Origin of the sequence: Paraburkholderia sp. JPY419, assembly GCF_050435705.1 — a bacterium.
Lineage (GTDB): Bacteria > Pseudomonadota > Gammaproteobacteria > Burkholderiales > Burkholderiaceae > Paraburkholderia > Paraburkholderia youngii.
In genome coordinates this window covers 920759-941316 of record NZ_JBNDKV010000001.1, presented here as the reverse complement: position 1 = coordinate 941316, position 20558 = coordinate 920759, and the positions used below count along the sequence as shown (strand labels likewise).

19 protein-coding genes and 2 pseudogenes are annotated in these 20558 nt (G+C 61.8%); 13 read left to right on the top strand and 8 right to left on the bottom strand.

The genetic code is table 11. From position 1 onward, the window contains the following. The first annotated feature begins 197 nt into the window (after positions 1-197). The 3 genes from pdhA to QFZ91_RS04365 are packed head-to-tail and all read left to right on the top strand — an operon-like array spanning position 198 to position 3409. Complete coding sequence (pdhA, locus tag QFZ91_RS04375) at positions 198-1313, top strand: pyruvate dehydrogenase (acetyl-transferring) E1 component subunit alpha (RefSeq protein WP_429566364.1); 1116 nt, start codon at positions 198-200, stop codon at positions 1311-1313. Further along, positions 1306-2286, top strand: coding sequence for an alpha-ketoacid dehydrogenase subunit beta (locus QFZ91_RS04370; RefSeq protein WP_368591981.1), 981 nt, complete (start codon positions 1306-1308; stop codon positions 2284-2286). The genes pdhA and QFZ91_RS04370 overlap by 8 nt, the downstream gene beginning before the upstream one ends. 4 nt (positions 2287-2290) lie before the next feature. Then, positions 2291-3409, top strand: a complete 1119-nt coding sequence (locus tag QFZ91_RS04365; protein WP_429566363.1) for a dihydrolipoamide acetyltransferase family protein — start codon at positions 2291-2293, stop codon at positions 3407-3409. 285 nt (positions 3410-3694) lie between these two features. On the opposite strand, the gene QFZ91_RS04360 is transcribed toward QFZ91_RS04365, so the two are convergent. After that, positions 3695-3940, bottom strand: coding sequence for a hypothetical protein (locus tag QFZ91_RS04360; RefSeq protein ID WP_429566651.1), 246 nt, complete (start codon positions 3938-3940; stop codon positions 3695-3697). 145 nt (positions 3941-4085) lie between these two features. Beyond that, positions 4086-5054 carry a PDR/VanB family oxidoreductase gene (locus tag QFZ91_RS04355; RefSeq protein WP_429566650.1) on the bottom strand — a complete coding sequence of 323 codons (969 nt, stop codon included), beginning with the start codon at positions 5052-5054 and terminating at the stop codon, positions 4086-4088. 211 nt (positions 5055-5265) lie between these two features. Here QFZ91_RS04355 and QFZ91_RS04350 point away from each other — a divergent pair, with 211 nt between their 5' ends. The 5 genes from QFZ91_RS04350 to nadC all read left to right on the top strand — a co-directional run bounded on the left by QFZ91_RS04350 (position 5266) and on the right by nadC (position 10514). Next, positions 5266-6612, top strand: coding sequence for an MFS transporter (locus QFZ91_RS04350; RefSeq protein ID WP_429566362.1), 1347 nt, complete (start codon positions 5266-5268; stop codon positions 6610-6612). A gap of 46 nt (positions 6613-6658) precedes the next feature. Next, positions 6659-7651: an ABC transporter substrate-binding protein gene (locus QFZ91_RS04345; protein ID WP_368717937.1), complete on the top strand. Its 993-nt coding sequence runs from the start codon at positions 6659-6661 to the stop codon at positions 7649-7651. A 109-nt stretch (positions 7652-7760) separates the two neighbouring features. Further along, positions 7761-8831 carry a porin gene (locus QFZ91_RS04340; protein WP_368717938.1) on the top strand — a complete coding sequence of 357 codons (1071 nt, stop codon included), beginning with the start codon at positions 7761-7763 and terminating at the stop codon, positions 8829-8831. An 89-nt stretch (positions 8832-8920) separates the two neighbouring features. After that, the gene (locus QFZ91_RS04335) at positions 8921-9523 is read left to right on the top strand and encodes a MarR family winged helix-turn-helix transcriptional regulator (RefSeq protein ID WP_176134982.1); all 603 of its coding nucleotides are present in this window, start codon (positions 8921-8923) and stop codon (positions 9521-9523) included. Between the two features lie 145 nt (positions 9524-9668). Beyond that, a complete protein-coding gene (gene nadC, locus QFZ91_RS04330) occupies positions 9669-10514 on the top strand; it encodes a carboxylating nicotinate-nucleotide diphosphorylase (RefSeq protein WP_429566361.1) in 846 nt (281 codons plus the stop codon). A gap of 115 nt (positions 10515-10629) precedes the next feature. On the opposite strand, the gene QFZ91_RS04325 is transcribed toward nadC, so the two are convergent. After that, positions 10630-11808, bottom strand: coding sequence for a Gfo/Idh/MocA family protein (locus tag QFZ91_RS04325; protein ID WP_429566360.1), 1179 nt, complete (start codon positions 11806-11808; stop codon positions 10630-10632). Positions 11809-11824: 16 nt separating this feature from the next. Beyond that, a pseudogene (locus tag QFZ91_RS04320) lies at positions 11825-13157 on the bottom strand (Rieske 2Fe-2S domain-containing protein). Between the two features lie 328 nt (positions 13158-13485). Between QFZ91_RS04320 and QFZ91_RS04315 the strand changes: the two are divergent. Together QFZ91_RS04315 and QFZ91_RS04310 are read left to right on the top strand one after the other, a co-directional pair. Further along, entirely contained in the window at positions 13486-13962 is a 477-nt protein-coding gene (locus QFZ91_RS04315) for a bacteriohemerythrin (protein ID WP_013093601.1), read from the top strand. 344 nt (positions 13963-14306) lie between these two features. Then, on the top strand, positions 14307-16028 hold the full coding sequence (locus QFZ91_RS04310; protein ID WP_176378173.1) for an IlvD/Edd family dehydratase: 1722 nt from the start codon (positions 14307-14309) through the stop codon (positions 16026-16028). Here the strand turns inward: QFZ91_RS04310 and QFZ91_RS04305 are convergent. Then, on the bottom strand, positions 16021-16401 hold the full coding sequence (locus QFZ91_RS04305; protein ID WP_176122055.1) for a hypothetical protein: 381 nt from the start codon (positions 16399-16401) through the stop codon (positions 16021-16023). The genes QFZ91_RS04310 and QFZ91_RS04305 overlap by 8 nt on opposite strands. Positions 16402-16703: 302 nt before the next feature. Between QFZ91_RS04305 and trpS the strand changes: the two genes are divergently transcribed. Next, positions 16704-17720 carry a tryptophan--tRNA ligase gene (trpS, locus tag QFZ91_RS04300; RefSeq protein ID WP_176378171.1) on the top strand — a complete coding sequence of 339 codons (1017 nt, stop codon included), beginning with the start codon at positions 16704-16706 and terminating at the stop codon, positions 17718-17720. 32 nt (positions 17721-17752) lie between these two features. Here the strand turns inward: trpS and QFZ91_RS04295 are convergent, their stop codons facing one another. Continuing rightward, on the bottom strand, positions 17753-18097 hold the full coding sequence (locus QFZ91_RS04295) for a putative quinol monooxygenase (protein ID WP_176378170.1): 345 nt from the start codon (positions 18095-18097) through the stop codon (positions 17753-17755). Between the two features lie 247 nt (positions 18098-18344). Between QFZ91_RS04295 and QFZ91_RS04290 the strand changes: the two genes are divergently transcribed. Together QFZ91_RS04290 and QFZ91_RS04285 are read left to right on the top strand one after the other, a co-directional pair. After that, positions 18345-18983 carry a TetR/AcrR family transcriptional regulator gene (locus QFZ91_RS04290; protein ID WP_429566359.1) on the top strand — a complete coding sequence of 213 codons (639 nt, stop codon included), beginning with the start codon at positions 18345-18347 and terminating at the stop codon, positions 18981-18983. A 152-nt stretch (positions 18984-19135) separates the two neighbouring features. Continuing rightward, positions 19136-19567, top strand: a complete 432-nt coding sequence (locus QFZ91_RS04285; protein ID WP_429566668.1) for a hypothetical protein — start codon at positions 19136-19138, stop codon at positions 19565-19567. Between the two features lie 67 nt (positions 19568-19634). Here the strand turns inward: QFZ91_RS04285 and QFZ91_RS04280 are convergent. Further along, a pseudogene (locus tag QFZ91_RS04280) lies at positions 19635-19947 on the bottom strand (high-potential iron-sulfur protein). A 229-nt stretch (positions 19948-20176) separates the two neighbouring features. Continuing rightward, positions 20177-20527 (bottom strand): BON domain-containing protein, encoded by a 351-nt coding sequence (locus QFZ91_RS04275; RefSeq protein WP_176378167.1) that lies wholly within the window; start codon positions 20525-20527, stop codon positions 20177-20179. Positions 20528-20558 lie beyond the last annotated feature (31 nt).

Sequence of the window (20558 nt, the reverse complement as noted above, 5' to 3'; positions counted from 1 at the left end):
CCTGCGCGCATGCTTCTCCACCTGCATTGACGCGCACTACGCAGCAGAAAATTTCGCACCTTATCCCCGCTTTCTCTGTCAAACGATAAGCCGCCCGAACCGCCGTTCAGGGCGCCGGCACTTCCGCGCCTACAGGCACGGGTTGTGCACGTGATCTCCTGCACGCATTCGACATCGGACGAATAGGGAGGGCGGTCATGACCACGACTGCCAGTTTTCACATCGGGTATACGCGATATCTCGGACCCGAAAGCGAGCCCGTGCAGCCATTGCCGGCCTTCGCGCGGGAACCCGAGGCGCTGATTTCCCTCTATCGAGCGATGGTGCTGACCCGCGCATTCGATACCAAAGCGGTCGCGCTGCAGCGCACCGGCAAGCTCGGCACATTTGCATCGTCGGTGGGGCAGGAGGCGATCGGGGTGGGCGTCGCGAGCGCGATGCAGGCCGATGACGTGCTGTTCCCTTCATATCGCGATCATGCGGCGCAATTGCTGCGCGGCGTCACGATGACGGAAAGCCTCTTGTATTGGGGCGGTGACGAACGCGGCAGCGACTTCAGCGTGCCGCGGCTCGACTTTCCAAATTGCGTTCCTATCGGCACCCAGGTGTGTCATGCCGCCGGCGCGGCCTACGCATTCAAGCTGCGCGGCGAGCCGCGCGTCGCCGTGACGATCTGCGGCGATGGCAGCACATCGAAGGGCGACTTCTACGAAGCGATGAACATGGCGGGCGTCTGGCAGGCCCCGCTCGTGCTCGTCGTCAACAACAACCAGTGGGCGATCTCGGTGCCGCGCAGCAGACAGAGCGCGGCCCAGACGCTCGCGCAGAAGGCAATCGCGGCGGGCATCGACGGCTTGCAGGTCGACGGCAACGATGTGATCGCCGTGCATCAGGTGATGCATGCGGCACTCGCGAAAGGGCGCCGAGGCGACGGCCCGACGCTGATCGAAGCGCTCAGCTATCGACTCGGCGATCACACGACGGCCGACGATGCAACGCGCTATCGCGACTCGGATGAGATTCAGAAGCAATGGGAACAAGAGCCGCTGCTGCGTTTGCGCAAGTATCTGATGCGGATGAACCTCTGGGACAAAGCGCAGGACGAGCAACTCGGCCGGGCGTGTCACGCGCAGGTCGAGGCAGCCGTCGAGGCGTATCTGGCTGTGCCGCCCCCCGATACTTCCGCGATGTTCGATCACCTGTACGAGACGCTGCCGCATGCCATGCGTGAGCAACTGGAAAGCGCGCAGCGATTCGCGCCGATCGCGGGCAATGGTCGGCATGGTCAGAACGGAGGCAACGGCCATGGCTGATCTGAACATGATCGATGCGCTCAATCTGGCGCTCGCGTACGAACTCGAGCACGATCCCGCCGTCGTGCTGCTCGGCGAGGACATCGGCGTGAACGGCGGCGTGTTTCGCGCGACGGTCGGCCTGCAGGCACGCTTCGGCACGCAACGCGTGCTCGACACGCCGCTCGCCGAGGCAGCGATCGCGGGCACCGCGATCGGCATGGCGGCGATGGGACTGAAGCCCGTTGCCGAGATCCAGTTCAGCGGGTTTCTGTATCCGGCGATCGATCACGTGCTCAATCATGCGTCCCGTCTGCGGCATCGGACCCGCGGACGCCTCACCTGTCCGCTCGTGATCCGCACGCCGTGCGGCGCAGGCATCCATGCCCCCGAGCATCACTCCGAAAACCCCGAAGCGCTGTTCGCGCACATTCCCGGCTTGCGCGTTGTCACGCCTTCCTCGCCGGCGCGCGCGTACGGCCTGTTGCTGGCCGCGATTCGCGATCCCGACCCGGTGATCTTCTTCGAGCCGACGCGCCTCTATCGGCTGTTCCGGCAGACAGTGGAAGACAACGGCGAAGGGCTGCCGCTCGACACCTGCTTTACGCTGCGCGACGGCTCGGATGTGACGCTGGTGTGCTGGGGCGGTGCCGTGCAGGACGCACAGGGCGCCGCCGATCTGCTCGCGCAGGAAGGCGTGATGGCCGAAGTGATCGACGTCGCGACCCTCAAGCCGATCGACATGAACACGATCCTGGCCTCGGTCGCGAAGACGGGTCGCTGCGTGATCGTGCACGAGGGTTCGCGCACGGGCGGCATCGGCGCGGAGATCGCCGCCAATATCGCCGAGCGCGGACTTTATTCGCTGCTCGCGCCTGTGCAGCGCGTGACCGGCTACGACGTCGTGGTGCCGCTGTACCGGCTCGAGAATCAATACATGCCTGGTGCCTCGCGCATCGTCGCCGCGGTGCGGCAAGCTATGGAGGCGTCATAAAGCCATGAAAATCTTCAAACTGCCGGACCTCGGCGAAGGCTTGCAGGAAGCGGAAATCGTCGAATGGCATGTGAGCGACGGCGATGAAGTGCGGGCGGATCAACCGTTGCTGTCGGTCGAAACGGCGAAGGCGATCGTCGAGATTCCGTCGCCGCAATCCGGCCGCATCACGAAGCTGTTCGGACGGACGGGCGATATCGTGCATCTGGGCGCGCCGCTCGTCGCGTTCGAGGGCGAGGCCGATGATGCGGACGCGGGCACTGTCGTCGGCCATATGGAAGTTGGCCAGCATGTCGTGCAGGACGCGCCTGCGTCGCCTGGCACGGGAGGTGGCGTCAGCGCGGGCGGCGGTGTGATCAAGGCGATACCGGCGGCGCGCGCGCTGGCGCGCAAGCTGGATGTCGATCTCTCGATGGTGACGCCGTCCGGCCCGGAAGGCGTCATCACAGCGGCTGACGTGCAGCGCGTCGCGAAGATACTTGGCGAAGTCGGTCCGGCCGAAGTGCTGCGCGGCGTGCGGCGTGCGATGGCGCACAACATGGCACGAGCGCAAAGCGAAGTGGCCGCCGCGACCGTGATCGACGATGCCGACATTCACGCATGGCCGCCGCACACCGACGTGACGATCCGCCTGATCCGCGCGCTGGTCGCGGGCTGCCGCGCCGAGCCGGCACTGAACGCATGGTTCGACGGACATACGGGGCGACGCCACGTACTTGAGAAGATCGATCTCGGCATTGCCGTCGATCTGGCCGATGGGCTTTTCGTGCCGGTGCTGCGCGACGTCGCGCATCGCGATGCGGCGGATCTGCGCGGCGGTCTCGACCGGATGCGCGCCGATATCCGCGCGCGCAAGATTCCGCCGGAAGAAATGCGCGGCAACACGATCACGCTGTCGAACTTCGGGATGATTTCGGGGAAGTACGCGGCGCCCATCGTCGTGCCGCCCACCGTCGCGATCCTCGGCGCGGGGCGCATCCATGAACAGGTCGTCGCGGCAGACGGCGCGCCTGCCGTGCACCGGATCTTGCCGCTCAGCCTGACGTTCGATCATCGCGTCGTGACAGGCGGCGAGGCGGCGCGCTTCCTGGCGGCGACGATCGCGGATCTGCAGAACGCGTAATGACGGTCAGCGCGTGCTAGGCCTGATTCGCCAGCATCGCATCGATAAGAGCGCGAGCGTCGCGGTCGATGCACGTGAGGGCAACGCTCTCCGACTCGTATGTAACGGGATCGGCGAAGTCACCGGTGACGTGTTGTTTTCGAGTCCTTCTGCGTAGCGACCACGTGACGCGATAGGTCAGCGCGATTCCATCGGACAAGCGCGCCGTGCGTGGCTCCATTTGCGCTTCGATAACGAATCCGCGATAGCGCCCGACGATGTGACGTTTCATCGATTGATGAACGATCAGGCAGCCAGGCGGCCTATCCCCATTTCCGGACGGCGCAGGCCCGGCGGGAACACGTGCCATGTGCCGTCGGCATGGCGAAAGAAGAAGAGTGAAAACGTCCCGGACGGCCGATCGATCTGGATGCACACGCGGCATGTGCCGTCCGAGCGGCAGCGGTCGAGCAGACGCACGCACGCCCCGCGGCCCCGTGTCGGGCCAACGAGTTTTTCGACCTCGGAACGCAGTGACCTGTTGCCCGCCATGATTTTCCCTTCGATATCCGATGAGTCCATGCTATGGAGATCGGCGCGTGCGTCCAATCGGCGCGGGCGGAATGTCGTCTCAGGAAGCGCTGATTTCGGCCGTCAGGATTTCCTGAATCAGGACCAGCACGCGGAACGGCAATATTCAAAGATCCAGAACCAGCTCCGCGGATTTCGCTCGCGACACGCATACCATGATCTGCGTATCTTTCTCGTCGTCGCGCAGCACCAGATCACGATGATCTGCCTCCCCTGAGCACAGCGCTGTCTTGCACGAGCCGCAGGTGCCGCTTTCGCACGAACTCGGCACGCGCACGTTGGCGTCGCGCAGCACCTCGAGGATCGAGCGATTGGCGGGAATGTCGAACGAAGTGCCGCTGCGCGATAGCCGTACGGTGAACGGCGTGCTTTCGCGTGCATTCGCATTGCTTGCGCCGAAGCTCTCGAAGTGCACCGTGCCCGACGGCCAATGGCCGGTCATGTCCCGCACGGTGTCCATCAGCGCCTGCGGGCCGCAGCAGTACACGTGTTGCGCCGGCTTCGACCGCTCGAATACGGGCCAGAAGTCGAATGCTTTCGACGGGTCGCCGTGATCGTGATGAATCTTCACGTCGGAACGCCATTCTTCGCTGGTCAGTTCATCGAAGAACGCTGTGCCTTCCGGATCGCGGGCGAGGTAGTACAGCTTGAACGAGCGCAGGCCTTCCGCCCGCAACTGCCGCGCCATCGACAGCATAGGCGTGATGCCGATGCCGCCCGCGACGAGAACGAATGACTTGGCGCGCTCATCGAGGGGAAACTCGTTGCGGGGCAAGGAGACGTCCACGGCGTCACCCTCGGCCGTATCGTCGATGAAGCTCATCGAACCGCCGCGTCCGTTGCTGTCGCGCTTGACCGCGATGACGTAGCGATGACGCTCCTGCGAGTCATTGCACAGCGAATAACTGCGTCGCGAACCGTTGGGCACCACGACGGTCAAGTTCGCGCCCGCCTCGAACGCCGGCAGCGGCGCGCCTTGCGGGTCGGTCAGTTCAAAGCGCCAGATGTCACGGGCGATCTTCTCCTTGCCGGCAATCTTCAGTCGAAGAAAACCGTCTTCGAGTGGGGGCGTCATGTCTGTCTCCTTCTGGCCAGTCCAGTCTTGCGTTGCATCAACATGGACGCATCTTATGGCTAGATCTCTAATGATGCAAGTCAAGGCGCACGATTTTTCGCGGTGTTGCTCTCGGTATAAACCCGTGCTTGTCAGCGACATAAAGCCGCCGTAACCTGAATATTAGAGCTCTAATCAAACTATCCAGAAAGAAATTCGGAGAGATTCAGTCATGGCACATTCAACGTTGCACTCAGGGGACCTATCCCTGTCTGCCATAGCCGATTCGGCGGCGGAGGAGGCGACATACCGCAAGATCACGCTGCGGCTAATGAGCTTTCTTTTCCTGTGCTGGGTCCTCAACTATCTCGATCGCGTCAACGTCAGCTTCGCGCAGCTACAACTGAAGCACGATCTCGGGTTGAGCGACGCGGCGTACGGGCTCGGCGTGAGTCTGTTCTTTATCGGCTACATCCTGCTCGAAGTGCCGAGCACGCTGCTGCTGCGGCGCATTGGCGCCCGCAAGACCGTCACCCGGATCATGCTGCTGTGGGGCGGCATCTCCACTGCCATGGCTTTCATGACCGCTCCGTGGCAGTTCTATCTCGCGCGCACGCTCCTCGGCGCGGCCGAAGCGGGCTTCTGGCCCGGCATCATCCTCTATCTGTCGTACTGGTATCCGGCGAAGCGCCGCGCTCGTATCACATCGCGGTTCCTGCTGGCGATCGCGGTTGCGGGGATTATCGGCGGCCCGCTTTCCGGGTTCATCCTGCAAAACTTCATGGACGTCTGGGGTTTTCGCAACTGGCAGTGGCTGTTCTTCCTTGAAGGCTTGCCGGCCGTGATTGCCGGTGTCGTTGCCTACTTCTACCTGATCGACCGACCGCAGGATGCGAGGTGGCTAACCGAGGAGCAAAAACGAATCGTCATCGGCGCGCTCGACGAGGAAGGCCGCAGCAAGCCGCATAACTCGCCGAGCACGCTCCTCGCGGCGCTGCGCGACCCGCGCGTGTACGTGATTGCCGCGGGCTGGGCCACGGTGCCCATCTGCGGAACCATCCTCAACTACTGGACGCCCACGATCATCAAGCAGTCAGGTGTTTCCAACCTGCTGCAGATCGGCTTCCTGTCGGCGCTGCCTTATATCGTCGGCGCGGTCGCCATGCTGCTGATCGCACGCAGCTCCGACCTGCGGCTCGAGCGCCGCTGGCACTTCGTGCTGTCGACGACAGCGGGCGCCACGGGCGCGGTGCTCCTGACGGTGCTGACGAACAACTCGGTTGCCGCCATCGCGTGCCTGAGCCTCGTTTCGGTGAGCTATTTCGCGGCCGCAGCCATTATCTGGACCATTCCGCCGAACTACCTGAAGGGCGCGGCGGCCGCCGGCGGTATCGGCGTGATCAGCAGTCTCGGTCAAGTGGGCGCTTTCTTCGCACCAATAGTCCTCGGCTGGGTGAAGAGCGCGACCGGCAGCTTCTCGGCCGGCATCCTGCTGGTCGCGGCGCTCGTTTTCATCGGCGGCATCGCCGTCTTCTTCGGCGTGCCGCGCGAGCGGCAGGCACAGCAATCCGGCGCGTGACGATGCACGCGACGACCAGCATTTTGACAGTCAGACAGGAACAGGAATGAGCAAGCTTCAACTTTCCATCGCGGTGGGCAACTACGACCGGATGCGACCGCTGATCGACGGCGACGTGCAGATCGACGGAGTAGACCCCGTGTTCATGCTGCAGGACCCGGAGGAGATCTTCTTTCGTGCGTTCCGGCACGCGGATTACGACATTTGCGAGCTGTCGCTCAGCAGCTATTCGGTGAAGACGGCCGCGGGCACGTCGCCCTACATCGCGGTGCCGGTTTTTCCGTCGCGCGCGTTCCGGCACAGCTCGATCTACGTGCGTTCCGACCGCGGGATCGACCGGCCCGAAGACCTGAAGGGCAAACGCATCGGCGTGCCGGAATATCAGCTGACCGCCAACGTATGGGTGCGGCTCTTTCTCGAAGAAGAATACGGCGTGAAAGCATCGGATATCCGCTGGGTGCGGGGCGGCTACGAGGATCCGACGCGCGTTGAGAAGATTGCGCTGAAGCTTCCCGAAGGCGTCGTGCTGGAAAACGCGCCAGAAGGACAGACGATCTCGAATCTGCTGGCCAATGGCGAGATTGACGGCGTGATCGGACCGCGCGCGCCGTCGTGCTTCGACCGTGGGCATCCGAGGGTCAAGTACCTTTTCGATGATCCGCAAGAGAGCGCCGCCCAATGGTACGAGCGCAGGAAGCTTTTCCCGATCATGCACACCCTGGGCATTCGCAAGACGCTCGCGGATCAGCACCCGTGGCTGCCCGGTGCGATCGCGAAGGCGTTCGAGCAATCGAAGGAAGTCGCGCTGTCCCGTTTGAGCGACACCTCGGCGACCAAGGTGACGCTGCCGTTCATCGAGGACCAGTTGCGCAATGCGCGGCGTCTGATGGGGCACGACTTCTGGTCGTATGGATTCGCCAACAATGAACACGTGATCGACCGCTTTCTCGCGCAGCACCACGCCGAGGGACTGTCGAGTCGACGCCTCGAGCCTGCCGAACTGTTCCACCCGGCCAGCCTGGAGCGATTCAAGATCTGATCCCTCACGGCGGTTGTTCGCGCCGTCGCGCATCCGGCAGGTGCTGGGCGCGCGATGGATGCGCGGAAGGGAACAACGCATCCAGAATAATCAGTCGTCCAGAATAGAGATGAAAATGAAGAGACACACATTCCCGCTCGCCTGCGGCGGGTTGCTGACGCTCGCCTGCACGGCGGCCCATGCGCAGAGTTCGGTTACGCTGTACGGCATCGTCGATGCGGGCGTCGAGTACGTCAACCGGGTGACCCAAGGCAAACAGACGGGCTCGGTGATCCGCGAGCAGTCGGGCAATCTCGCCGGATCGCGCTGGGGGCTCAAGGGCTCGGAGGATCTCGGCGGCGGTTACAAGGCCGTGTTTACGCTGGAGGGCGGCTTCAACGTGAACACCGGCGCGCTGGGTCAGAGCGGACGGCTGTTCGGCCGCAAGGCATTCGTTGGTGTCTCGACGCCGTACGGCACGCTCACGCTCGGACGTCACCAGAACCTGCTTTACGAGTTGATGTACAAGTACGACGCGCTGACGTTCAACCCCAGCTACTCCGCGCAAAGCATGGACAGCCAGTTCGTGAACCGCGCGGACAACTCGGTGCGCTATGGCGTGCATCTCGGCGGCGTTACGTTCGCGGCACTGTATAGCACTGGATTCGACGCGACGATTCCGAACGGTGGGAATGTGCCCGGCGCAACGAAAGTGGGCCGGGAAATGAGCGCGGCGGTGCTGTATGACCGCGGGCCGTTCAGCATCGGCCTGACGTACGACCAGTTGCAGGGCACCTCGATCGCGACGCAGAGCGACGCGCAGCAGCGCGCGCTGCTCGGCCTCTCGTACGACTTCGGGCCGGTCACGACGCTGGCAGGCCTGCGCTGGCTGAACACGCGCAATACGGATGCGCCGCCGAGTTCGCTGCTCTACTGGGGTGGCGTGACCTGGAGGGTGAATGCACCGCTTTCCATTTCGGCCAGCGTCTATCACACGCAGTTTCGCAATCCGCACGGCGGCCCGACGATGGGAGCATTGCTCGTCGACTACTCGCTGTCCAAGCGCACCGACGTGTATGCGGAAGGGGCGTATGTCTCCAATCGTTCGTTTTCCAATGTCGGTATTCGCGGCACGGGCGTGGATATTGCGCCAGGCATGGACCAGGCGGGCGTGACCGTGGGCATTCGCCACACCTTCTGAGCGGTCCGGGCGGTGCGCTCAAGTGGCTCTCGCGCGGGCTAAAGCGCTATGATTATCAGCGGTGTGATCACAATAACAGCGAGGAAGGCATGGCAGCAGCACGTACTTCGGGCAGAGGCAAGGGCAAGGGCGGGGTCGCGAGCGAGGACCCCATTCTGCGGCACTGGCGTGAGGCGGTACCGGACGATCGTCTCGCTCACCTGGTGAAGGATGCGGGCCGCGCGATGATTCGCGGTCTGCAAATGCGCCTGGCGCAGCATGAAGTCTCGTTCGGCCACTGGGCGTATCTGCGCGTGCTATGGGTCACCGACGGGCTGACGCAGAAGGAACTCAGCGACGAGACCGGCACCACCACCCCCACCACGTTCAGTGCGGTGTCGGCAATGGAAAAGCTCGGCTATGTCGAGCGCCGCTACGAACCCGGCAATCGCAAGAACACGCACGTCTATCTGACGCCGCGCGGACGGAGCCTGAAACACAAACTCGTCCCGCTCGCGGAAGAAGTCAACGAAATTAGCGTCCGGGGCCTGAAAGCCACCGAGATCAACGTCGCACGCAAGGTTCTGCTGACGATCATCGAGAACATGGCACGCGACGAATCGGAGTCGGACGACCCGGCGCTGCGTATTCCGTCGACTCGGGAAGTGGGGAATCTGATCGCGGCGCGCGGGGAAGAAGTCGATCAGGATTGACGCGCGGCTCGGCGTTGCGGGTCATTCCCGACTGGCAAATTCATTATAGATCTAATAATATTTGCGGGCGTGCCAAGTCCATGACAGGCACGACGGCAGGCCACGGCATGCTGCTGCTCCTTCGCTCAAAACATACGGATCTGGAATGGATGGAATGACCCGCGCGGCGATGACGCGCAACGTCCGCGATGCGCTCGCGGAAGATGTCGGCGAGGCCGACTGGACGTCGCTACTGATCGACCCCGACGCTTCAGCCGAAGGGGTCTTGACGGTGCGAGAACCTGCGCTGTTGTGCGGCAGACCGTGGTTCGATGAAACACTGCGGCAGGTCGACCCGCGCATCACGGTTGAATGGTTGGTCGGCGAGGGCGAACGGATGCACGAAGGGCAGACCGTCTGCCGGATCGCTGGTCCGGCGCGCGGCATGCTGACCGCCGAGCGCACCGCGCTCAACTTCATTCAGTTGCTTTCTGGCGTAGCCACCGAGACAAGCGTGATGACGCGGATCGTCGAAGGCACGTCTGCGCGGATTCTCGACACGCGAAAAACGCTTCCAGGATTGCGCCTCGCGCAAAAATACGCAGTTCGTGTCGGCGGCGGCGAAAACCATCGTCGGGGGCTGTACGACGGAATCCTGATCAAGGAAAACCACATCGCGGCGGGTGGCGGCATTGCGTCGACCCTTCGCGCTACCGAAGCATTGGGTGCAGGTGTGCCCGTGCAGGTCGAGGTGGAGACGCTCGATGAATTAACGGAAGCGTTGGCTGCTGGCGCCGCGGCGATTCTGCTCGACAATTTCTCGATCGAATCGATGCGCGAGGCTGTGCGCGTCACCGCGGGGCGCGCCGAGCTGGAAGTCTCGGGCGGTGTGACAGAGCGGACGCTGCGAACGATTGCCGAAACCGGCGTGGACCGTATCTCGTTGGGCAAGCTGACGAAGAACATCAGGGCGATCGATTTTTCACTGCGCTTCGCGGCGTTCGCCGGATAAGCGGAGGTCGGGGCGCATGTGTGCGCTCCGTAGAAGGAAGCGCCGATAAAAAAAATCCCTCGTTTTAACTGTGCATGGCGCAGTTCAAAACGAGGGTTTTTGCGCTTACCTCGAACTATCCAAGCGTCACATCTGCGCCCGTTTCGCTCGACTTCAGTATCGCGATACAGATTTCCAGCGTGCCCTTCGCCCATTCGCCGTCGTGAAGGGGCGAGCGTGCGTCCACGACCGCGCCATACAACTCGTCGATGACTTCGGCGCGCGGCACGGCGGGCGCAGGCAACGGCAGCGTTTGGCGCTGCTCGTCGCCGTAGACGACGATCGAATCGGGCAGCGGGCGCAGGTCGGCGCGTTCGCACGAGACGATGATCGGGCCGAAATGCTGATGCAAGCGCGGCGGCTCGTGCGCGTCGGCCGTTGGCGGCTTGTATGCGGAACCGCCGTAGGTGCCGGCCGCTTTGAGCCTGGCCTCGTCGCCCGAGGACGCGAGCGTCTCCAGACGGCGGCGGGCGCTGCCGTACGTGTCGGGGCTCGTACGATCGCCCATTTCGCCGATCCAGCCGCTCCACTCTTCGGTGTTGAAGTGGCCATAGCCGTTGTACGAGAGCGAGGCATAAGCACCGTTCTCGAACCAGATCAGCGCCGAATAAGCGCCTTCGGTCGGGCGGGACGGATCCCACCGTCCCACGCTCGCGCGCAGCCGCGTCGCGCGCGAGCCGGCGAGCATCCGCACGATATCGACCTGATGAGCCGCCTGGCTGAAGACGGCGCCGCCACCTTCAGCCGTGGCCAGCTCCTCGGGCCGGCGCGGGCGATACAGATAGTCGGTGTAGTTGACGGCCTGGATCATTTTCACCGCGCCGAAATCGCCACGACCGATCAGTTCGCGCGTACGCAGGTACGGCGTGTCGAAACTATGGCAATGACCGACGATCAGATGCACGTTCGCTGCGCGGCATGCAGCGATCATGCGATCGCAGTCCGCAGCGGCGAGCGCCATCGGCTTTTCGACCAGCACGTGCTTGCCTTTTGCCGCGGCAATTTCAGTGTGCTGCGCGTGGAACTGGTGCGGACTCGCAACGTAGATGATCTCGACGTTGGGGTCAGCCGCCAACTCCGCCACGTCCGCATAGGTGGGCGCCGCGAAGTCGGCGGCGAACTGCCGCCGCGCTTCGTCACGCGGATCGCACGCAGCGACGAGCTGGACTCTGGGGTCGCGCAGGAAGGTCGGCAGCATCAGCGAGAATGCCCGTCCCAGTCCTGCGACCCCGATGCGCAAACGGCGTTGCTCCATGGCCGTGTGCCTCCCGTTATTGCTTGACCTGATAGTCCGTTGCGAGCGCGGACGGCTGGTCGGCCGGTTCCGGATTCCTCTTGCTGACGTAACGCGCGGCATACGTGCGCCAGTCGATTTCCTTCGGCACGACAGCCTGGTACGAACACACTTCGCGGGGAATCGCTTTTGCACCGGTGCCAATTGCGTCGCCATCTTTCTCGAATTCGGCGAGCGCATCGATCATGCGGCGACGGAATTCGACGATGGCGAGATCGCTCGCGCCGAGGCGTTCGTCCGAGCGGTTCGCGATCGGGCCCATCGTGACCCACATCGCAATGTCCTGGTTCGGGAAGCCCGAAATGCCGGTGAAATTGCCAGCCTTCATCGCCTGGCGGTCCTGCCAGAAGCGGTTGTCGTGATTGCGCAGCGGGCGATAGTACTGGTCGAGGTCAACACCGACCTGCTGACGCAGGAACTTGCGCCACGTTTCCGTTTCCGGCGTCGTCTCCGGATCGCCCCAGGCGATGAAGTAGAAACGCCGTGTTCGTGTCGTCCATCGGCACGTTGATGTTCGCAACGTTGTACAGGTTGTTCGGCGGAATCAGCACCGTTCCCGGCGCCACGAACACCGTGGAGCGCACGTAGTCGTGCGTGTTGGCGTTGAAGATCGGGCGGCGCAGCGCGGCGTAACGGAAGCCGTAGTCGGTGCGCTCGACCTGCAGGCGCGGGGCCTTGTCGGTGGACGGGCGCAACCAGTTCTTCGCGGTCGCCTCGGCGCCGCCTACGCGTGCCGGCACGAAGTCCGACGAATGCAGGCTGGAGCTGTGCGCGGAGTCGATCGCGCCTTCGAGGATTTGCGCCCAATTGCACGGCAGCAGCGCCTTGGCGATGCTCACGCGGGTGTCGGAAGTCGGCGCCCAGGCCGGCGGCACGAATTCGGGGATCGCGTCTTGCGGGCCCATATATGCCCATACCATGCCTCCCCATTCCTGCACCGTGTAGGCCTTGTGCTTGACCTTGTCGGTCATGCAGCTCGCTGCCGGCTCGGACACCATTTCAAGCACGTTGCCCGAGACGTCGAACTTCCAGCCGTGATACAGGCAGCGCAGGCCGGAGTCTTCATTGCGGCCGTAGACGAGCGATGCGCGACGGTGCGGGCAGTACTCGTCCAGCACGCCAACGCTGCCTTCCGAGTCCCGGAACACAACGAGGTCCTCGCCAAATACGCGCGCCTTGACCGGCGCGCCGTCCGGCTCGCTGACTTCTTCGATGAGGCAAACCGGCGTCCAGTGCCGGCGCATCAGTTGGCCCATCGGGGCATCGCCTTCGACGCGGCACAGCAATTCATTTTCTTGGTGGGTCAGCATGTAATGTCTCCCGGCGAAAGCTCGCCTTCATCAACAGGTGTTGCCCAACTATATTAGATATCTAGTGAAAATGGCAAGAGCCTTTCGAGACATCCGGGAAAGTACGTATGGTCGAAAGCGACCCTGGCTCATGAATATTCGATCTCTAATGTAAAGTGGCGGGATTCATCGCCGACGGATCCGATTTGCGAGGCGCTGGTGTTCCACCCGGCTGGTCTCGAAAGACGGAAGGATTCAAGCCACGCTGATGACGGAACGCTGGCAACTTCGCGGCGTTCTATGTTGGACGGCTATGATAGAGCCCTTGATAAAGCCGGATTGAACGGACATGACAGACTCTGTATTGAAAGATGTCGAAGCCCCTGTGCGGGAAAGTGACAACAGTCTTGTGTGGTCAGACGCACGGCTACTCGGCTTCACGCCGATGGATGACGTGCATAAGGAATTCTACGAAGTCGCGCTGAGGCTCGTGACCTGCACCGATGCGAGCGCCCTTGCCGCGATCGAGGAATTCGAAAAACACGCCGTCAGCCATTTCGAGCAGGAAGACGAATGGATGCGCACGACCAACTTTCCCCCGCGCGATTGCCACATCGAAGAACACGAAGCCGTGCTGAAGTCAGTGCGGGACGTTAAAGCAGCGGTCGAAGCAGGGCAGGCTGGTTGCGCGCTGGTGCATGACATCGGCATGCATCTGTACAACTGGTTTCCCGGACACGCCGACTACCTGGATTCGGCGCTTGCCGCATGGATGACCAAACAGACGATGGGTGGAAAGCCCGTTGTGTTAAGACGGACGATTTGAAGATTGCCGTTTCGACCGTCGAAATACACCGGGCGCCATAAGTTGTAGCCAGGGGACTGCCGGCTCAACGAAACATATCCTCGAGGCGCCTATTTGCGCGACTCACTATGCGTTTCTGCCTTGCGCGCTCAGAGTTTCACCGCGCTGCGGCTTCCGTCAACGCATCGTCGCGTGCGGACGTAGCTGCTGGGATTGCCGCTGCAGATATCAGCCCCGTTCAACTACCCGACTCGCGCAGCATGATGTCGCCCGTTTCAGAGAGGCCGCGAAGGCGGTAGCCTCGGCATACTCGATTACCTGACGCCCAAATACATTCGTCATCGCCTGATCGTAAGGAATGGGACATGAATCAAAAACCGCGTGGCCTGGACAATGGCCTGACGAACTACGGTGATCACGACTTCGCGCGCTATCTGCGCCGGTCGTTTGCCAAATCGATGGGCTACACCGGCGAATCGCTCGACAAGCCGATCGTCGGGATCTGCACCTCGGAGAGTGGTTTCAACAACTGCCATCGTCACTTCCCCGAAATGGTCAGGGCGGTCGAGCGCGGTGTGCTCGCGGCGGGCGCGTTGCCGGTGGTATTTCCGGTGATTTCGCTTGGCGAGGTATTCCTTTCGCCGACTTCGCTGGTCTATCGCAACCTGATGGCGATGGCCGTCGAGGAAATGATCCGCGCCCAGCCGATGGATGCGGTGGTGATGCTCGGCGGATGCGACAAGACCGTGCCGGCGATGTTGATGGGCGCGATCTCCGCAGGGCGGCCCGCTGCCATGGTGGTGGCCGGTCCGATGATGACCGGTCGACATCGCGGCGAGCGGCTTGGCGCTTGCACGGACTGCCGCCGCTTCTGGGCGAATTTCCGCGCGGGGAAAGTCCCGGAGCAGGAGATCAGGCAGGTGGAGGGGCGTCTGGCCGTCACCGCGGGAACGTGTGCGGTCATGGGCACGGCGTCGACGATGGCGCTGATCGCGGAAACGCTGGGCATGATGCTGCCCGGGTCGGCGGCGATCCCGGCCGTGCACGCGGATCGTCTGCGCAATTGCGAGGAAACCGGAGCGCTGGTTGCGCGCATGGCCCTCGATGGCGGACCGAAACCGGCCGAGATCGTGACGCCCGCATCGGTGCGCAACGCGTTGCGCGTATTGTTGGCGGTCTCCGGTTCGACCAACGCCGTGATTCATCTGGCGGCGATCGCCGGTCGTATCGGACTGAAAATCGATTACGACGAGTTCAACCGGCTGTCAGATGAAACGCCGGTACTCGTGGATCTCAAGCCGGTAGGCAACGGCTACATGGAAGATTTCCATGCGGCCGGCGGGCTGGAGGGCGTTCTGCGCGGCTTGATGCCCCAACTTGATCTGACTTGTCGCGACATCGCCGGGCAGAGCCTCGATGAGCGGTTGAACAAGCCGCTTGCCGATCCGATCGATACGGCAGTGATCCGCTCGACGGAGAAACCGGTCAGTGCCGAGGGCGGGCTGATCGTTCTGAACGGCAGCCTGGCGCCTGACGGTGCTGTTCTGAAGCGCGCCGCCGCTACCCCCGAACTGCTCGAACACGAAGGGCGCGCGGTGGTATTTACTTCGCTCGAAGATCTGGCCGCGCGCATCGACGACCCCGATCTGGACGTTCGCGCGGACGACATTCTCGTATTGCAGAACGCGGGGCCGCGCAGTGCTTCAGGCATGCCCGAGGCCGGCTATCTGCCGATTCCGCAGAAACTTGCGCGGGCGGGGGTGAAGGACATGGTGCGCATTTCCGATGCGCGCATGTCGGGCACCGCATACGGGACCATCGTGCTTCACGTGACGCCGGAGGCGGCGCTCGGCGGCCCGCTCGCGCTGGTGCGCAACGGCGACCGGATTCGGCTGTCGGCGCGGGACAAGCGGATCGATCTGCTGGTTGACGACGCCGAACTGGCGCGTCGTGCCAGTGAATTTCGTCCGGCGGAAGGGATGTATGCGCGCGGTTACCAGCGGCTTTATCACGATCACGTGCTATCCGCCGCGGCAGGGTGCGACTTTGATTTTCTCACCGCCTTTCCTTCCGACGAGCTCAAGTAAGCTCATCCGCTCCAGCGGTGTCGTCGAAAATGCGCTCATCGAATTCGATCGGGAAGGGGGCGTTCCGGCTCAGCGTTCCGGCGTCGGATGCGTTCCGGTACTCGGCAAGACGGGCCGAAACGATGTTTCGAATGTGATTCCCGACTATCGCGGTTTGCTTGGGCCCCAGTGTTTCGAGGCGACCCAGCAGGTCGCCAGGGAAGCGAAGCGAAATGTAGGGAGTATCGGGCCCGGCTGGGTTGCGCACTAGCAGCACGTTCAACCGACCGTCCGCCGCAGCCTCTTCGCTGTAGATAGCGTCATCGTGGAAGGAGCGCGATACCGCCTGGGCGACGCGCTCCAGAACACTGCGAGTGATCTGATAGATGGGCATATTCGTCTCCTGATCGGACGCCCGACAATCGTATCACTTTCCCTTTTTCGCGCCTGCACGTAGCGCGTCACCCTGGTACGCGTCGCCGACCTCAGGCAAATTTGTTTGAGGCTGCGTTATACTCAATTCCATGGATACGAAACTGACCTCGCTGAAACTGCACCGTTGGTGGCACGCCTGAATCCGGCGGCCCGTTTCCACACACATACGCATATTCGCAAACGTGATGCCGCCAGTCCTGGCGGCAATTTCGTTTCAGCACGCTCGTGGCTGGTGGCATCCAAATCAGGAACCTCCTGTCCATGACACACACCAACCGCCCCACGATCTTGACCGGTGACCGCACCACCGGCCCGCTTCACCTCGGCCACTATATCGGCTCGCTGCGTGCGCGCGTCCAACTTCAGCATGAGGCACAGCAGTTCCTGCTTCTCGCTGACACGCAGGCGTTAACCGACAACGTCGGCCGGCATCAGAAGGTTACCCAGAACGTCATCGAAGTAGCGCTCGACTATCTTGCGGTGGGCATCGACCCAGCGAAGTCGACCATCTTCATCCAGTCCCAGGTGCCAGAACTGGCCGAGCTGTTTCAGTATCTGCTGAACGTCGTGACGGTCGCGCGCCTCGAGCGAAACCCGACCATCAAGGAGGAGATTCGCCTGCGCGGTTTCGAGCGCGACATCCCGGCGGGCTTCCTGACGTATCCGATCAGTCAGGCGGCTGATATCACCGCGTTCAAGGCAACCCACGTACCCGTGGGCGATGACCAGCTACCGATGATCGAGCAGACCAACGAATTGGTGCGGCGCTTTAACAACACCGTCGACCGACCTGTGCTGGTCGAATGCGAGGCTGTGCTGTCACAGGTCACGCGATTACCCGGCATCGATGGCAAAGCCAAGATGAGCAAGTCCCTCGGGAACGCCATCGCACTAGGCGCCACGCCGGACGAAATCACGAGGGCGGTCAACAACATGTACACCGACCAGAACCACTTGCGAGTCAGCGATCCTGGTCAGGTGGAAGGCAATGTCGTGTTCGCGTTTCTCGATGCGTTCGAGCCGGACGTGCAGAAAGTCGACGAACTGAAATCCCACTATCGGCGGGGTGGACTTGGCGATAGCGTGATCAAGCGCGTGCTGAACGAGCGGCTCCAGTCGCTCATTGAACCGATTCGCACACGACGTCGCGAGCTGGAGCAAGACCCGGCCGAGGTGCTTGCGATCCTGCGTCGCGGTACGATGCGCGCACGGGAGGTGGCGGGAGAAACTTTGTCAGAGGTCAAAAGCGCGCTGGGCTTGACGTACTTTCAAAGCTAAACCGAGAGGATCGGCTGTGTCGCGCTCCCCCGCTATTCGTCAGCTTCCATCACGTCAGTGAGGTAGGCGACGTCGTCAGTCTCCGACAGCGGCGTTGCCAGATGTTCACCAAAAAGCGCCAGCGCCTCTTTCGTATAGGGCTGTTGCCAATGCCAGTCCAACGCAGCCTGATCTTTCCAGCGCTCGAACACCACGTATTTGTCGTCGCTGCCTTTTACCTTGAACATCTGAAACTCATTGTTGCCTGTCTCCGTTCTCGTGAGGCGGATGCCTGGCAGCATCTTCTCCAGCACCTTTCCGGCTGAACCCGGCTTGAAGTGGAGGTTGAGCATCACGATCACTTCACCGGAAGCGGTAGTTCGAGTGTGTTGATTCATGGTCACGATTCCTCAGGCAACGTGCGGTTTCATTCTGGCGCGGTCGTGTACTTCAAGATCGATGATGACTAACGCTGACATGTCACTGCTCCTGTCGGGTTGCGAATGTATTGTCCTGAACGATTGGAATGATACTGGTCGGTATCATTGTGTGTGCTAGTATGATGCCGATCAGTATCGTGGTCAACAAGTCAGCCCGAATTCTCCAGTTGGCGACTGTGGCAGACCACTCAAATCTGCAGAAAACATGACTACCTCCGCACTTTCGCCTCGCGAACGCATCATCGAAGCCGCGCAGTCGCTCTTTTATCGTGAGGGCATTCGCGGCATCGGCGTCGAGGCTATTGCTTCAGCCGCAAACACCAACAAGATGGCGATCTATCGTCACTTTGATACCAAAGACGATCTGGTCACTTACTGGCTGGCTTCGGTGGCGCACGAGTACGAACAGATGTGGGCCCATTGGGAAAATCTGTACCCCGGGGATCCCGCATCGCAACTCAAGGCGTTGGTCCAGTCCGTCGTTCAGCGACTTCGCACCGAGGGCAACCGCGGATGTGCGCTCGCGAACAGCCTGGCGGAACTCCCGGACGAGAACCATCCGGCCCGCGTGGTAATTGACCGGCACAAGAATGCCCAACTGCAGCGCATTCAGACACTATGCGGCGAGGCCGGGCTTGGAAATCCCGAACATTGCGCGATGATCCTGCATCTGTGCTTCGAGGGTGCCCAGATTGCGGCGCAATATTTAGGCGCGGATCGTGTCGCTACGCAGTTGGAGAATTTAGTCGACGCGATGCTGGGCACACGAGGCGCGGCACGTTCCAGGCATGACGTAAAAGGTGGTCGACATGGTAAGGCCCATGTTACGAAACGATCCGTCTGACGAAGGCGAGAACGATGTCGTTCTCCGCTCGCTTCGGTGAGCATCGGTAGGCGTCGTCGTGCGCCGCGTGCCTATCTATTTTCGACGACGGCAAGAATCAGCAATCACGGTGGCGGATTTCGCAATTGCCGCGTCGAGGCACAACCGGCAGCATGGAGTCACATCATGCATCGCTCTCCCTTGCCGGGGTCGCTTTAGTGCTGCATCGCGACAACGGTTCGCCATTTTTTTCATTGGCGGTTTTTGGCTCCGGGTCGATTCAGGTCCTCGAAGAATCGGTTGCTGCCCAGAAGGCGATGATGAACCGCATGATCTGGCCAGGTATTCGCGACGAAATCGAAATCTCGAAGCTGGACCGTGCGGTCGTCTTGTCCGACGACACATCGAGGGCTCAACAAATCACGGAATTGTTGCGCCGCAGGAGCCTCAAGGGCATTTCCCGACCTATGGAGATCGTGATGCAAACGCTGTCACACTGGATCGTTGTTCTGACCAATGCGTACATGGAATACACGACGTGCAACTGGAACGCCACGCACGTATACCGGCGCACGGTTGGATATGACCAGGTGATATGGTGCTGAACGGGAGGCGGGCTTATTGTTCCTTGCGGTGCGTGACAGTTCTCGTTCAACACTCGCAGTTTGTAAATTACACCTTTTTCACGTAGGCGTTACACCATCCTTTTGCTTCGACCAGTTTGCCCCCATAGGTCGGGCAAGGTCCATTCGTGGAATCGGGTTTGCCTTGATACAGTTGGCAATTGGCGCAAGTCTGCCCTGTCTGATACCGAGGGAATTTCGCCTTGTCGACCTTCGACGCGTCCATCTTGTATCCGAGCGCCTGCGCGGTCGGATCGTTTTTGGGCCAGCACGGGCGCGTCCGCGTTTGACTTCGTCGAGAGAACGGTCGTTGAGGCAACGGATGCGGCAAGTATCATGAAATGACGGCGAGAGAGCGGCACGATCGAAACTCCTTTCGAGACACAATCAGACGGCCGCAAAGTGACGGTTAACCGGTCAATCGCGAACCGCCTCGTCATAACGCATGAGCAATCGGCATACCTTTCGATTGTCGAACACCGGTTTCGCAGCTGGCCTGCTGGCCGACATATCACATTGAGACATATTGAAAGCGAGGGCGTGCGCGGGCCCGCGTGACTCTCGTGTCATCCGCCTACCGGCGAACGCCTGTCATTGCGACTTGAGGTGCAGATCGTTGCTCACGGATTGAACCCCCGGCACGCTGTGGGTCACCGCAAGGGCTTCCAGAATCTGAGCCTGTGAATCCACGTATCCCGACAACTGCACGACGCCTCGGTACGTTGCCACGCTGATCGGCAACGAACGTAGCGTGGAGTCCGCGGCAAGCGCCTGCTTTACTCGGCCGGCGAGCGTGGCGTCGTCAGTGGCGACTGCCGTCGGCGCGGTCGCGGACGGTCTCGCCGTAGTCGTCGACTTACAGCCGTTGGTGAACATGAACGCGAGCAACGCGAACATAGCGACGATCAGTAACCGGCCTTTGATGTAGGGCGCCTTTCGCATTGAAGTCGATTTCCTGAAGAAGCTCTAAATG

Coding starts and splice junctions, on each gene's coding strand:
- QFZ91_RS04345 (WP_368717937.1), top strand. CDS start 6,659: ATGAGCAAGCTTCAACTTTCCATCGCGGTGGGCAACTACGACCGGATG.
- QFZ91_RS04360 (WP_429566651.1), bottom strand. CDS start 3,940: ATGGCGGGCAACAGGTCACTGCGTTCCGAGGTCGAAAAACTCGTTGGC.
- QFZ91_RS04285 (WP_429566668.1), top strand. CDS start 19,136: ATGGAGTCACATCATGCATCGCTCTCCCTTGCCGGGGTCGCTTTAGTG.
- QFZ91_RS04355 (WP_429566650.1), bottom strand. CDS start 5,054: ATGACGCCCCCACTCGAAGACGGTTTTCTTCGACTGAAGATTGCCGGC.
- QFZ91_RS04350 (WP_429566362.1), top strand. CDS start 5,266: ATGGCACATTCAACGTTGCACTCAGGGGACCTATCCCTGTCTGCCATA.
- QFZ91_RS04340 (WP_368717938.1), top strand. CDS start 7,761: ATGAAAATGAAGAGACACACATTCCCGCTCGCCTGCGGCGGGTTGCTG.
- QFZ91_RS04335 (WP_176134982.1), top strand. CDS start 8,921: ATGGCAGCAGCACGTACTTCGGGCAGAGGCAAGGGCAAGGGCGGGGTC.
- QFZ91_RS04290 (WP_429566359.1), top strand. CDS start 18,345: ATGACTACCTCCGCACTTTCGCCTCGCGAACGCATCATCGAAGCCGCG.
- pdhA (WP_429566364.1), top strand. CDS start 198: ATGACCACGACTGCCAGTTTTCACATCGGGTATACGCGATATCTCGGA.
- nadC (WP_429566361.1), top strand. CDS start 9,669: ATGGATGGAATGACCCGCGCGGCGATGACGCGCAACGTCCGCGATGCG.
- trpS (WP_176378171.1), top strand. CDS start 16,704: ATGACACACACCAACCGCCCCACGATCTTGACCGGTGACCGCACCACC.
- QFZ91_RS04325 (WP_429566360.1), bottom strand. CDS start 11,808: ATGGAGCAACGCCGTTTGCGCATCGGGGTCGCAGGACTGGGACGGGCA.
- QFZ91_RS04305 (WP_176122055.1), bottom strand. CDS start 16,401: ATGCCCATCTATCAGATCACTCGCAGTGTTCTGGAGCGCGTCGCCCAG.
- QFZ91_RS04295 (WP_176378170.1), bottom strand. CDS start 18,097: ATGAATCAACACACTCGAACTACCGCTTCCGGTGAAGTGATCGTGATG.
- QFZ91_RS04310 (WP_176378173.1), top strand. CDS start 14,307: ATGAATCAAAAACCGCGTGGCCTGGACAATGGCCTGACGAACTACGGT.
- QFZ91_RS04315 (WP_013093601.1), top strand. CDS start 13,486: ATGACAGACTCTGTATTGAAAGATGTCGAAGCCCCTGTGCGGGAAAGT.
- QFZ91_RS04365 (WP_429566363.1), top strand. CDS start 2,291: ATGAAAATCTTCAAACTGCCGGACCTCGGCGAAGGCTTGCAGGAAGCG.
- QFZ91_RS04370 (WP_368591981.1), top strand. CDS start 1,306: ATGGCTGATCTGAACATGATCGATGCGCTCAATCTGGCGCTCGCGTAC.
- QFZ91_RS04275 (WP_176378167.1), bottom strand. CDS start 20,527: ATGCGAAAGGCGCCCTACATCAAAGGCCGGTTACTGATCGTCGCTATG.